The following is a 13,199-nucleotide window of genomic DNA, read 5'->3' on the forward strand; positions in this document are numbered from 1 at the left end:
AACCCTAAACCATTCAGAGTCTGAACGATTTAGGGAGTGAACGATGCAGGACGAGAAGCTCACCAGATCCGCGATCATCGTCAATGCGGTCGGCGCGAGTGTCGCCGTGGCATTCAGCGTCGCGGCACTCGTCGACCCAACCCTGGCGATAACCAGCAGCGCGGACTCGCCCGGTGTCGATCTGTATGCCCAGGCCTACGCTGCCCGTGCCATCCCGCTGGGCGCCGCACTGCTGTTCAGCCTGACGAGCCGCCGCAAGCGGGCTCTCCTACCGCTGCTGACCGTGTCCGGTGCGGTACAGCTCGGCGACGTCGCCATCGGCGCTACCCAGGGAGTTCCGGGCATGATGGTCGGCGGCAGCGTGCTCGCGCTCATTCATCTCGCCACCGCGGGTCAACTGGCCCTCGGCAGGAGTCGCTCCGCGACAGCCGCAGCCTGAGCGACGACTACGGACATGAGTCAGACGTGCTTGGCGAAACCGAGGTCGATGACGGCGTCGCGTTCCTGTTCGAGTTCCGCGACGCTGGCGTCGATGCGGGCGCGGGAGAATTCGTCGAGCTCCAGGCCATCGACGATCGAGTATTCGCCGTCCGCGCAGGTGGTGACGGGGAACGAGGTGATGAGGCCTTCGGGAATGCCGTAGGAGCCGTCGGAGGGGACGGCCATGGAGGTCCAGTCGTCGGTGTGGGTGCCGAGAGACCAGTCGTGGATGTGGTCGATGGCGCCGCTGGCCGCGCTGGCGGCCGAGGAGGCGCCGCGGGCCTGGATGATGGCGGTGCCGCGCTGTTGGACGGTAGGGATGAATTCCTCGCGCACCCAGCCCTGGTCGACGAGTTCATGGGCGGGGCGGCCCGCGATGGTGGCGTGGGTGATATCCGGATACTGGGTCGCGGAGTGGTTGCCCCAGATGGCGACGCGGGCGATATCGGCGGCGGGCGCGCCGGTCTTCTTGGCCAGCTGCGCTATGGCGCGGTTGTGGTCGAGGCGGGTCATCGCGGTGAATCGCTCGGCCGGGACGTCCGGGGCATTGCTCATGGCGATGAAGGCGTTGGTATTGGCCGGATTTCCGACCACCAGCACCTTGACGTCGTCGGCGGCGCTGGCGTTGATCGCCTGGCCCTGTTCGGTGAAGATCGGGCCGTTGGCGGCCAGCAGGTCCGAGCGCTCCATCCCCGCGGTGCGTGGCCGGGCACCGACCAGCAGCGCGACATTCGCGCCCGCGAACCCGACCCACGGATCGTCACTGATATCGATCGACTCGAGTAGCGGGAACGCACCGTCCTCGAGCTCCATCGCCACACCCTCCAGCGACGCCACCGCCGCCGGAATCTCCAGCAACCGCAGCCGTACCGGCGTCTCGGACCCCAGCAGCGCACCGGACGCGATCCGGAACAGCAGGCCGTAGGCGATCTGCCCCGCACCTCCGGTCACGGCAACGGTCACGGGCGCGGTCCGAGCAGCGGTGCTCACGAGAAACTCCTTGCGATAGACGGACACTCGATCCCCACCCTAACGACTCTCACGGCCCCCGAACCCCAGTGGTGAGCTACGCGACAATCACCCCGCCGCACCCATCCAACCTCCCCAGCTAACAACAAGCGCCCTGCCAACGGTGCGGCCTCGGCCGTCCGGTCGCCCCCTGCCCGACTACCCGGTCAAGACCGGGTCCCGGGCCACCGCGGTCGACCCAACCCCGCCCCGGGACTGTCCCGACCGCGGCACTGCGCTCAGCCGCAGGGATACCCACAACGGCTGCGATGCAGCTGTTCAGAACATTGCGCAACCGCACATCGCATGCAATCGCGCATGGCAGGCCGATTCGTAAGTCGCACAACTCAACTCGCGTATCAACACAGTCCCGCGACTTCCTGATCGGTCAGGACGATCGGCGACACATAATCCTTCGCCCGAGCCAGGCGAACAGCACGGTACAGCGGCCGCTCCTCCAGTCCGGCATCTCGGGCCTCGGCGCGCAGTTGGTGGACGAGCATGGTCGATACCGCTACGGCCGCGGCGAGTTCGCTGGCGGCCAGGGCGTCGGCCAGTTTGCGGAGGCCGAGCAGGTGGAGTTCGCGACCGCTGCCCGCATCGGTGTACATCGCGAGGGGCACGACCTGCGACTCGACACCTGCGGTCACCCGTAGGACGATGCGGCTCAAACGAGCCGGAAAGACGAGGACCTCGACGCCGTTGGCGGCCGCGATATCGACCTGGCGCTCCCCGATCACCCGCCGCGCGTGAATCGTGGTCCCCGCCAACCACATCCGCCGACGACGCAGCGCGATGGCGTAGGCGACGGTGGGCGCAGCGACGACGAGGCCGATCGCGATCGCGATCGACCACGGCACCAGCAACGCCGCGAGCAATGCGGCACCGATACCCACCCCTACCGCGGCGAGGGCGAGACGCCGCAGCATGGGTGCGTAGGTCTCGGGCGCGACGAGATCGAGTCCGACCGACGGAACCGGTTGGGATGCACCGGGATTCGTGGGCTCTACAGGCACGGCTGCCCATTCGTCGTGGTGCGGGTGTATCCCGGCACCGTACTACTCGCCCGAGCGCAAAGCGGTCGCGACGGCGGCCACCGTCTCGTCCAGTGGGATCTGACGCTGTTCACCCGTGGCCATATCCTTCAGGCCGATGGTGTTCTCGGCCAGATCACGGTCACCGAGGACCAGGGTGAATTTGGCGCCGGACTTGTCGGCGGCCTTCAGCGACCCCTTGACGCTTCGACCGCCGTAGGCCAGATCGACCCGAATGCCCGCCGCCCGCAACTGTGCCGCGAGCACGACCAACCGCTGCTTGGCCGCATCGCCGAGTGATACGCCGTAGACCTCGCACCGCGCCGGATCGCCCGCCGACTTGCCCTCGGCCTGCAGCGCCAGAATGGTGCGGTCCACACCGAGTCCGAATCCGATGCCGGACAGCGGTTGTCCGCCCAGTTCGGCCATGAGCCCGTCGTAGCGTCCGCCACCGCCGATACCCGACTGCGCCCCGAGACCGTCGTGCACGAATTCGAAGGTCGTCTTCGTGTAGTAGTCCAGGCCACGCACCATCCGCGGATTCACCACGTAAGGCACGCCGAGCGCGTCGAGATACCCGAGCACCTGCTCGAAGTGCGTCTTCGCCGACTCCGACAGGTGATCGATCATCAGCGGCGCATTCGCGGTCATCTCGCGCACCTCGGGCCGCTTGTCGTCGAGCACCCGCAGCGGATTCAACTGCGCCCTTCGCTTGGTCTCCTCGTCCAGCGGCAGCCCGAATAGGAACTCCTGCAACAGCTCTCGATACTGCGGACGACAGGTCTCGTCACCGAGCGAGGTGATCTCCAGTCGGAAGCCATCCAACCCGAGTTCGCGATATCCGGCGTCCGCGATCGCGATCACCTCGGCATCCAGTGCCGGATCATCGATACCGATCGCCTCGACGCCGACCTGTTGCAACTGCCGGTACCGACCGGCCTGCGGGCGCTCATAGCGGAAGAACGGACCGGAGTACACCAGCTTCACCGGCAATTGCCCCCGATCGAGCCCGTGTTCGATGACCGCACGCATGACACCCGCGGTGCCCTCCGGCCGCAGCGTGACACTGCGCTCGCCGCGGTCGGCGAAGGTGTACATCTCCTTGGTCACCACATCGGTGGATTCACCGACGCCACGCGCGAACAAGGCGGTGTCCTCGAAGATCGGCAGCTCCACATGCCCGTACCCGGCGAGTCGGGCGGCACGGATCAAGCCGTCGCGCACCGCGACGAACTCGGCCGAACCGGGTGGCACGTAATCCGGAACCCCCTTCGGGGCGGAGAAGCTGCTGGTCTTGGTCACGATGGTCCAGTTTCCACCACTACGGCCCATCAAGTCCAACCGGTTTGCCACGCTAGCGACTGCTCGCAGGTCGCTCGAAAGGATCAGCTCCGTTATACGGCGTCACGACTGGTCGAAATGGCCTGCTGAGCAGTCTCAGGAATAGATGGCACAATCCTGTGCCGTACGTAACGGATACGGGAGGAACGTGGTAGTGCCGAGCAACGAACAGCGACGGGCAGCGGCGAAACGCAAGCTGGAGCGCCAGCTGGCCAACCGGGCCGATCGGGCGCGCAAGCGCAAGCGACTCATGATCGCCGGATCGGCGCTCGGCGTGGTGGTCGTGGCGGCAGCGGCCGTCGGCGTCTACTTCCTGACCAAGAGCGACGATAAGCCCGCGGCCATCAGCTGTGACTACCGCGACAGTCAGAAGCCCGCGGATAAGCAGGTGAACAAGCCGCGCACCAGCGGCATCGAGAACACCGGCGACAATGCGAGTCTCAGCGTCAGCATGGATACCACTCAGGGCCCCATCGGCCTCACCCTGGACAATGCCAAGGCGCCGTGCACCGTCAACAGCTTCGCGAGCCTGGCCGGTCAGGGCTACTTCGACAACACCATTTGCCACCGCATGACCGCGGACGAGGGCCTGAAGGTGCTGCAGTGCGGTGACCCGACCGGCACCGGCACCGGCGGTCCCGGCTACCAGTTCGACAACGAGTACCCGACCAATCGGTACAACCCCGCCGATCCCGCATTGCAGCAGCCCATGGACTACAAGCGCGGCACGCTGGCCATGGCCAACGCGGGACCCGATCCTGTCACCGGTGGCGGCACCAACGGCAGTCAGTTCTTCATCGTCTACGGCGATTCACAACTGCCGCCGAACTACACCATTTTCGGCACCGTCGATCCGGACAGCATGGGCACGTTGGACAAGATCGCAGCAGGCGGTCAGGACAACTCCAACGGACAGGGCGACGGCAAGCCCAATCTCCCCGTAACCATCCAGTCGGTCCGCATCGACTGAGCCGGCCCTTTCGAGCGACCTGCAAGCAGTCGCTACGACACGCCCGATCCGAATACTCGCTTCGTCCGGGCCCGCTGCGCACAATGCGCAGCGGGCCCGAACTACCTCCCCGAACAAGCCAGGGTAGGCGGCCCTAATCGTCCGGTTAGGGTGTGCTAAGGCCGGAGATCCTCCGAAGCTTTCCCCTACCCGCCGGAATTGTGCGATATATGCTGTTAAGCGGCACGCCCAGACGGTTGGCGCCGAGCTTTCTCGGGTAATCTCGAATAAAGGAGAACGCGAAGCGTAGTCATCCCCTGCCGGACGATCCCAACCGGGAATGCCACGCCACGAGTTCTCTGGGTGTCCACGTTTGCAGGCGGGGCACCGGCGCGGCGGACTACAGTTCGACGTGGCGGCGTCCGTGACGAAGCACCACAACATCCATAGTGATCACTGCAGCATCGGGGAGCAGCCATGTCCGAGGAACTGGACGACATCGGCCGGGAAACCGCGGCCATGATGAAGACCGCATTGCAGCTTGCGACCCTGGTCGCACTGCGGACCCGTGAGCGTGGTCAGAAGGAAGCCGAAGCCCGCGTCAAGGTCACCGAGGCCCGCATCAAGGAGGCCCGGGAACTGCAGATCCGTGAGGCCCGTGACGCGAAGGCGAAGGACCCACGCAATCTCGAACTGGCCAGGATGGTCGAGAAATCGGTTCCAGCCAAGGGTATTTCATTGGAGAAGGATCGTTTCTCCGCACAGGCCGAGGCCAGTCGAATGGCCGCGACGGCGTCGGCTCAGTCCAAACCGCTCATCCGTTACGACTCCCAGGAGCGTCGGCAGGCCATCGCCGCGCATCTCGCCCGCATCGGTATCGCACCGGAACTCGCGGCGATCCGGATGCTCATCGAGGTAGGTCAGGGGCAACCGCCCGAAGAGGCCGTACGCATTCGCGACGAAGCCGCCCGCGCGGCCGCCGCACGAGGTCGGGAACAAGACGCACGCGGTTTGGAGCGCGTCCGCCAGTAACTGGCTCCCAACGCCGTAAACCGAAAACGCCCGCTGAAATCAGCGGGCGTTTCGACGTTTTCGGCTCCTCAGACGCGGAAATCGCCGATGGTCGGATCACCGAAAAGCCCCTGGGTGGGGGACTTCAGCGGCAGTGGGCTCAGCATGTCCTTGTGGCCGTTGCGCACACTGCAGTACTTGAACGGTCCGCGGGGATCGAAGAGTTTGGTCATATGCGGATCCGCATGGTCGAGGAACCAGATGCTCAATCCGGTGCTCGGCTCGAGCCGATAGTGCTCCCATGCGCGCCAGAGCGCATCTAGTCGCGCCACCGCCTCGGCATGCTTCCACCACTCCGGGCACCACACCGTTTCACTGATATCGGTGACCTGACGCCGGTACACCAGGCCGAGGTAGTTCTCGACGAAGTCCACCACATTGCTGTAGATCATGGGCTGTTGCTGCTGTTCCGTCACAGCTCCACCTCGCTGACGCTCGGCTCCGCTGTGACTGGCCGTGCGGTGTCTATGGTTCCCTCGCTACGCTCGGTCACAGTGGCCGAACCTCCTCGATTTGACCGTATTCGGGTGGCGGAGCAGCCTTGGTCAGATTGGGCGAGCCGAACAGGTCGGCGATCTCGGTCTTACGCCCCGGAAGATGGTGCGAGATCGACTTCTTCACGTCGTCAGCGTAGTCGCCCTCCCACCAGGGCACGGTACGCACGAGCACCGCGGGCTGGCCGGAGGTGAAGACGATCGCGCGGCCCTGCGGCAGGGTCGCAAGCGCGTTCACGGTGAATGTCTTGGACGAGCCGAGTGAACGCGAATAGCTCTTGCCGCCTTTGGATTCCGAGACCGAGGACGAGATCGCGTCGTATTCGCCGATCGCCTCGGAACGGTCGCGCAGGAAGTTCATATCGTCGACGCCCGGACCCAGCACCTTGATATTGGCCGCCGACCACAGCGCCAGCATGCCGTCGTCACCCCAGCAGCGCGCACCCTGTGCCCAGGACTGCAGCACCGTCATCACCACGATGCCGCGTGAACCGAAGTGACTGTACTGCTTGGGCAAATCCTTCCAGCGCACCACATTCGCCGCCTCGTCCAGGACCGCGAGCATCGGGATCGGCAACCGTCCGCCGGGCGAATGCGTGGCCTTGCGCATGGCCACATCGACAACGGCCTCGGTGAGCGCACTGACCAGCGGCGCCGCGGAACCGCGGCCCTCGAGCGAGAGGCTGTAGAGCGTGCCGTTGTTCTCGATGAATTCGAGTTCGTCGAACTGCATGCGGTTATCGCCCGGCAGGATCCACGGGTGCACGTTGGACAGCTGCAGGCAGCGGATCATTTTCTTCGCGGTGCCGAAAATGCCGCTCTTGGTGCGCGGGTCGGCGTTGTACTGCATCGCGAGGCCCGAGGCCGTGTAGTGCTTACTCGAATTGCGCAGCAGCTCGATGGGTTCGGAGTCGTTGGGATTGGTCACCCAGTCCCAGACCTGGACGATCGGGCGACCACCGAGCGCGGCCGCCAGGAACAGCCCGGCGAGCAGATCCTCGGCCTCCGGATCGAAGAACACATCACCCTTGGCATCGGAACCGCTGTCGGCATCGGCGAAGTGTCCGGCCAGCCGCGCGGCCCGCATCTCCGCACCATCGTGATGTGCGTCCACCCAGGCAAGTGGATCCCAGAACCAGGTCGGCTCCTCCCCCGCGACGCCCTGCGGGTCGAAGACGAAGGTACGACTTCCCTTGGCCTCGCGCACATCTCGGGTTGCATCGACCACATCCCGCTTGTTCGAGGTGGACAGGACCGGTCCGATGGCAGTCAGGATGGCCGGGATCACCCGCGAGGTCGATTTGCCCTGGCGCGGACCCCAGATGTCCAAGTGCAGATCCTCATACGAGCCATAGAGCATCACCCCATCGGCAATACCGACGCCGATCGGCACACCCGGGCTGTCGTTGTAGCCGAGCCTGACACCGAGCATTTCGGCCTTCGACCGCACCCCGGCCTCGGTAAGCGATTTGATGGCGCTGCCGCTGCCCATCACATCGGCCTTCTCGTCCACGGAGAGCCGACCGACCGATCGGCGTGCGGCAAGCCGCTTGCGCACCACCACATAGGCCACGATCGCGCCGATGACGAGCAGCACGATCACCGTGGAGGCGCGTGGCCAGTGCAGTTTCCCCCTGACCAGATCGGCGACGATCGCGATCGGGTTGACCGGAACGTCCTGCGGGGTGACAGCCATCGCGTTGCCGAGATGCAGGGCGATCCACAGGGTTCCGAGAGTCGCGAAACCGGCGTAGATCATGTAGAGGGTGATATCGGGTCCGACCGCGGCTGGATCCTGCACCTTCTTCTTTTTCGCCATGTCTGCCTCCTGTTAGGACCTAGCTATGTGGTTGTCGCTGGTGCGGGTTCAGCGGAAGGCGTCGAGCCGCCAACCTTCCGATGTGCGCACCACGGTCGCGATGACCGTCGCGGGCGGCAGGGATTCCTTGCGCCCGTTCGGGTAGACGACCGTTTGCTCGATCCCGATCTTGAACTGTTGGACGTTCGGATCGGCGCTCGCGGGCGGGCGCTCACCCGATGCGAAGGTGAAGGCTTCGATATGTGCCTGCGCCTTGGCCCAGTCCGCCCACTGCAGCGTCGCTTTCGGTGTCTCGATTCCGGTCGGCGTGCTGTCCAGCATGCGGATCAGGCTGGGGCCCAACCATTTCCGCGCGCGCGACAGCGAGGCGCCCTGGGCCTCGGTGGCGGGCTGCCAGGAGTAGATCTCCTTCAGCGCGGCCACCGCGACGCCGTCGGGCGTCACCGGATCGGGTGCGGGCACACCCTCCAGCAATCGGGTCGTGGACGTGGGTGGCTGCGGCGCACCGGAACCCGACTCCCGATCCGAGCCGGCGCACCCCGCAACCGACATCACGACGCTCACCACCAGCATCACCACCAGTTTCGCGCGTGCAGTGTTCGATATGCGGCGTTCGCGGGCCCCTTCGTGGTCACGCTCCGCTACCGCCTCCGGGTCCGTCGCTCGCGCCGCCGTGTTATTCAAGGCTAACCGCCGGGACCGACACTTGCGCGGTCCAATCGCCGCACGTGCTTCGGCGTGTTCGCCGGCCGCGGTATCGATTGTCGTCACAGCACCCTCCTCCCGCGGCCGTCGCCCGGTACCGCGACCTCGGTCACGCCACTGGAATGCCCGTACGCGGCGGGCCTGGATTGGATCATTCGGCCGTTGCCGGAATAGATTCCGACCTCGGCGGGGCCGCGCGGACCGAATGAACTGAACACCAGATCACCGGGTTGCAGCTTGCTCAGCGGTACTTCGACGCCCGCCTCCCACTGCTGTTCGGCGGTCCGCGGCAAGGTCACCGTGCCCGACGATGCCGAGAACACCGCGGCCGAAGTGAGGCCGGGACCGTCCATGCCGCCGCCACTCGGTCCCTGCGGGCCACCGCCACCCCAGACGTACGGCGTGCCGAGCCATTGCTGCGCCGCCTGAACGACCTGAACGCCGCCCGCCCCCTCCTGCGGGGTGAAGCGGCCAGTGGAACCCTGCGCGCGGTATTGCGGTTCCATCGAAAGGATATTCGCGACGTACGGCTGGGTTTCTGCGTAGTGCGCGGCCACCTGGTTCGGCATACCGCCGGAGGCGAGTACCGCGCCCTCGCCGGCGTTGTAAGCGGCCAGGGTCAGTGCGACGACATCGCCCTGCACGCGGCCCTGGGACTCCCACGCCGTGATCTTGTGCGCGAGCGCGCACATATAACGGCCCTGACCGATGATCGCGTCGCCGTCGTCCCATACGCTCGCGACGCCATTGCCGTCGGCATCGATGACATAGGGCTGACCGTCATCGGGATCGATACTGGCCGCGGTGCCGGGCAGGAACTGGGCCAGACCCTGCGCGCCTGCGGGAGAGGACGCGCCGCGCCGGAATCCGGACTCCTGCCTGCCCTGTGCGGCCAGCAGCGACGGGGTGATCTGCGGACAGATGGAACCCGCACGGCGATACCAGATCTCGAGTTCCTGCGGCACCTTGCCCGCGGCCAACGCACCCCCCGCGGTGCCGAAGCCGCGGTTACAGCGCGGATCGGACGAGAAGGCCTGCGCGCCACCGACATCCGGGGTCGGTGCGCCGTCGAGCCAGGGCAGCGGGTCGATTTGCCGACCACCGGTGAAGCGTCCGCCCGGCACGATCTCGAAATGCAGATGCGGGCCGCTGGATTCACCCGCCGAACCGACCTGCGCGATGGGCTGACCGGCGACGACGGTATCGCCGACGTGCACATGCACGCCGCTGTCCCACATATGGCCGTACACCGCGGAATATGCGCGGCCGTTGGTGTCGACGGAATCGACGACGATCCAGTTGCCGAAACCCGAAGCGGGACCGGCCGCTACGACGCGTCCATCCGACACCGAATAGATGGTGGTGCCGTCGGCCGCGGCGAAGTCGACGCCCTTATGGGTGCCGCCGCGCGCGCCGAATACGTCCGAAACGGTGAAGGTGCCAGCGGCCAGCGGCAGCGTCCGGCGGATCGGGCCGACGCCCGCGGCCAGCGACGGCGCACCCGTGGCGGTCGAATGGGCTTGGGTGGCAGTCGGATTGCCGGTCGTACTCATGGAAGTGGGGCTGCCCGCGACGCGGGAATTACCCGGTGTGTATCCGCCGAGCGGCGCCAGCACAGTCGACGATACGAGCACCGAAGTGCCCTCGCAGGCGTCGTCCACGGCGGGCATCACGATGACGACAACCAGGGTCATCAACCCGAGTACGCTCGTCAGCGCCAGGTAGAGGAGGGTCCGCCCGGTCACCGCATCCCCGGCAGTGCCGAACGGCCGCGGACCGAACCGAAAAAGTTCACGTTTGCCGCCGAGATTCGTTGAGGGTGTCGGCCAGGGTGCGGTTCATCTCCGCGGCGGCGGCCAATTGTTGTTGTAACAGAGCGACTTTGCGGCGCAGCGCCGTCGCGTCCAGGCGCTCGAGACTCGGTCCCTCGGCGGCGCGCACCCAGTTGCGTACCGAGTTGGTATGCACGCCGATCTGCTCGGCGACCACCCGGCAGGCCTCCGATTCGCTGCGTAGTTTGCCGGTAAGTGCAATGACCTGCTCGACCGCAGCCTTGCGCACTTCCGGCGACACTCTCCGATAGGACCGGTGCGGCATCATGCGCCCCACCTCCCACAGCCATCCACCGGTCTCGAAACCTGTGTTGTTTCGAGCGACCTGCAAGCAGTCGCAAGCGGCGTTGTTTCGAGCGACCTGCGAGCAGTCGCAAGCGGCGTTGTTTCGAGCGACCCGCGAGCAGTCGCAAGCGGCGCGAGCCCCCTCATGCGGCACTCCCACTGGGGGAATCGCCACCACGCGAAGTCGACTCGGTGAACTCGGAGAAGCGCTGGTTGGTTTCGTGGATCCCACTCTCCTTCTCGGACAAGGTGAATTCCATATGGAACGGGATGCCGGGGCGGCGATCCTCACCGATCTTCAGCAGGAATTTGCCGGTACCCGGCGGCGACGGGCGCAGCTGACCAGGCTTGAGCGCCTCGCCCGTCAGCGCTTGCGGTGCGGACCATCCGGTCACCATCTCCTCCTCGGCGGATGTGAACGGAACCACGCTGTCCAGGCGCTTGATCTCCTCGCCGGGTAGCGCGCCGAATATCTTGGCGCGCGCGCGTTCGAGGAAGCCCAGCGCCTTCGCGATGGCGGCTTCCGATCCCAGTGCTTGCAGATCCTTGATGGTGTGGCTGATCATGATCAGCGCGGTGGCGATGGTGCGCTGCAGACGGGTCAGCTCATCGACCCGGTCGACCATGAAGTCGCCGAGGCCGAGCACCTGCCACAGCTCGTCCATCACTACCTGGAAATAGCGCTGCGGGCCGAGTTTCGCGTCGGCGAGCACATGCGCGGCCTCCACCGAGGCGAAACCGTCGGCCCAGCAGGCCAGCATCACCGCGGCCTTGAGCTTCTTATCGCCGGTGGGGATATGGGATACGTCGATGCAGACCGCGACCGCGCTGGTATCGATCGGAACGGTGGTCTGCCCGTTGAAGATCGCGCCGAACGGGCCCTGGGTCAGGGCGCGCAGCGAGCGGCGCAGGCCCTTGATGGCCACCTGGTATTCGTTCGGATCGTCGGCGCCGGCGTCGAGCTGCAATTCGTCACCGCCTGCGACGATCACCTCGAGCAGGTTCTCCATGATGGGCGGTTGGTCGGGCGTATAACCGCTGCCCGGTCGGTAGAGGATGCGCAGTGCGGTGGCAATCAGCGTCTCCTCGTAGTCGCGCACCCGTGCGCCGCGTACGAGCTCGACCAGACCGGCGATGAGCGTGACCTGGCGGGCGCGCAGATCCTGCAGCACCTGAAGTTGCAGTGCCGGAAACTCGTCCAGCATCGGCACGACCGAACCGAGCACACCGGCGGCGAGCGGGTTGAGCTTGCCGTGGCCGTAACCGAGATCGATCACCTGGCCGCCGACCAGTTCGACCAACTTGCGGTAGTCCGGTTTCACGTCGGCCAGGATCAGCGGGGTGATGCCCTGCGCGATCCCGCCGAGCACGATCCGGCGCACCAGCGAGGATTTACCGAAACCGTTGAGCCCCAGCACGAAAAGGCTGGGCGCGGTGATGAAGCTGCCGCGCAGGAACCAATTCATCGGGTCGAAGCAGACCGGGGCGCCGGTATGCAGATGCGAACCGAGCGGGGTGCCGATCAACGGCGCACCCGCGCCGACCGACCACGGCCACAGACCCGCCACCTGGGCGGTGGTGGCCCGATATTCGACCGGGCGGCCCACGACGTTCATCCGGCCACCGCCGGGACCCATATAGCCGCGATCGGTGAGTTGGGCTGTGCTGCGGTCGAATCCGTCTTCGAAGACCTGTTCGGCGCGGGCCGCGTAATTGCGGCGGCGGATATCGTCGGTGCGGATCCGGAAGGTCGCGAAGGCCGCCCGCAGGCCGGTGCCCTCACGGCTGATCTGCTCGAGTTTGGCCCTGGTCGCATCGTCGAGCAGCGCCGGACCCGACTGTTTGCGCTTGTCCGACCTCGCCTTTGCGCGACGGGCGGCCTTATCCATCAGCGGGGTGCCCATGGCGCGGTCGGCGGTGTAGTCGATCTTGGCCGCGCGCTGTGCCTCGCGACTCGTCCGCGAGCCATTGCGTTCCGGTCGTGCCACGCGTTCCCCCCGTGCCGGTCGTTGCGGTGCGCCATCGCGCGGGCGAGCGGTCCTGGCGCCGTCGGGACGTCCACGCTCGGTCGAAGTCCGCTCACCGCGGCCGTTTTCGGGCCTGATGCGCCCGCGGTCCGGATGCGGCCGATCGGCACGGCCACCGTCCGCGGCAGCGGCGCCGGGTCGCGCCCGCCGCTCG

Annotated in this window: 12 protein-coding genes; 3 read left to right on the plus strand and 9 right to left on the minus strand. The window is 66.3% G+C overall.

The genetic code is table 11. The features are described 5' to 3' along the window. Nucleotides 1–43 precede the first annotated feature (43 nt). Complete coding sequence (locus ON44_RS46920; RefSeq protein WP_051182216.1) at nucleotides 44–439, plus strand: DUF4267 domain-containing protein; 396 nt, start codon at nucleotides 44–46, stop codon at nucleotides 437–439. 20 nt (nucleotides 440–459) lie between these two features. Here ON44_RS46920 and ON44_RS19960 read toward each other — a convergent pair whose 3' ends face one another. The 3 genes from ON44_RS19960 to hisS all read right to left on the minus strand — a co-directional run bounded on the left by ON44_RS19960 (nucleotide 460) and on the right by hisS (nucleotide 3,824). Next, nucleotides 460–1,470 carry a malate dehydrogenase gene (locus tag ON44_RS19960; RefSeq protein ID WP_040692299.1) on the minus strand — a complete coding sequence of 337 codons (1,011 nt, stop codon included), beginning with the start codon at nucleotides 1,468–1,470 and terminating at the stop codon, nucleotides 460–462. A 377-nt stretch (nucleotides 1,471–1,847) separates the two neighbouring features. After that, nucleotides 1,848–2,504: a hypothetical protein gene (locus ON44_RS19965; protein WP_051182217.1), complete on the minus strand. Its 657-nt coding sequence runs from the start codon at nucleotides 2,502–2,504 to the stop codon at nucleotides 1,848–1,850. A gap of 42 nt (nucleotides 2,505–2,546) precedes the next feature. Continuing rightward, entirely contained in the window at nucleotides 2,547–3,824 is a 1,278-nt protein-coding gene (hisS, locus tag ON44_RS19970) for a histidine--tRNA ligase (protein WP_040692304.1), read from the minus strand. Nucleotides 3,825–4,017: 193 nt separating this feature from the next. Between hisS and ON44_RS19975 the strand changes: the two genes are divergently transcribed. Next, on the plus strand, nucleotides 4,018–4,833 hold the full coding sequence (locus ON44_RS19975; protein ID WP_040692274.1) for a peptidylprolyl isomerase: 816 nt from the start codon (nucleotides 4,018–4,020) through the stop codon (nucleotides 4,831–4,833). A 456-nt stretch (nucleotides 4,834–5,289) separates the two neighbouring features. Beyond that, nucleotides 5,290–5,844, plus strand: a complete 555-nt coding sequence (locus ON44_RS19980; RefSeq protein WP_040692276.1) for a hypothetical protein — start codon at nucleotides 5,290–5,292, stop codon at nucleotides 5,842–5,844. A gap of 68 nt (nucleotides 5,845–5,912) precedes the next feature. On the opposite strand, the gene ON44_RS19985 is transcribed toward ON44_RS19980, so the two are convergent. The 6 genes from ON44_RS19985 to ON44_RS20010 form a co-directional block, all read right to left on the minus strand. Further along, nucleotides 5,913–6,299 (minus strand): DUF4913 domain-containing protein, encoded by a 387-nt coding sequence (locus ON44_RS19985; protein WP_245567240.1) that lies wholly within the window; start codon nucleotides 6,297–6,299, stop codon nucleotides 5,913–5,915. A 73-nt stretch (nucleotides 6,300–6,372) separates the two neighbouring features. Next, on the minus strand, nucleotides 6,373–8,196 hold the full coding sequence (locus tag ON44_RS19990) for a type IV secretory system conjugative DNA transfer family protein (RefSeq protein ID WP_040692278.1): 1,824 nt from the start codon (nucleotides 8,194–8,196) through the stop codon (nucleotides 6,373–6,375). 48 nt (nucleotides 8,197–8,244) lie between these two features. Beyond that, nucleotides 8,245–8,769, minus strand: coding sequence for a hypothetical protein (locus ON44_RS19995; RefSeq protein ID WP_157187228.1), 525 nt, complete (start codon nucleotides 8,767–8,769; stop codon nucleotides 8,245–8,247). A 194-nt stretch (nucleotides 8,770–8,963) separates the two neighbouring features. Beyond that, nucleotides 8,964–10,646 (minus strand): peptidoglycan DD-metalloendopeptidase family protein, encoded by a 1,683-nt coding sequence (locus tag ON44_RS20000; RefSeq protein WP_040692281.1) that lies wholly within the window; start codon nucleotides 10,644–10,646, stop codon nucleotides 8,964–8,966. Nucleotides 10,647–10,692: 46 nt separating this feature from the next. Next, the gene (locus ON44_RS20005) at nucleotides 10,693–11,001 is read right to left on the minus strand and encodes a transposase (protein ID WP_040692310.1); all 309 of its coding nucleotides are present in this window, start codon (nucleotides 10,999–11,001) and stop codon (nucleotides 10,693–10,695) included. 160 nt (nucleotides 11,002–11,161) lie between these two features. Further along, a partial coding sequence (locus tag ON44_RS20010) for a putative type IV secretion/conjugal transfer ATPase (protein WP_051182219.1) occupies nucleotides 11,162–13,199 on the minus strand: 2,038 nt, incomplete at its 5' end.

Origin of the sequence: Nocardia vinacea NBRC 16497 (assembly GCF_000308835.1) — a bacterium.
In the GTDB taxonomy this organism is placed as follows: domain Bacteria; phylum Actinomycetota; class Actinomycetes; order Mycobacteriales; family Mycobacteriaceae; genus Nocardia; species Nocardia vinacea.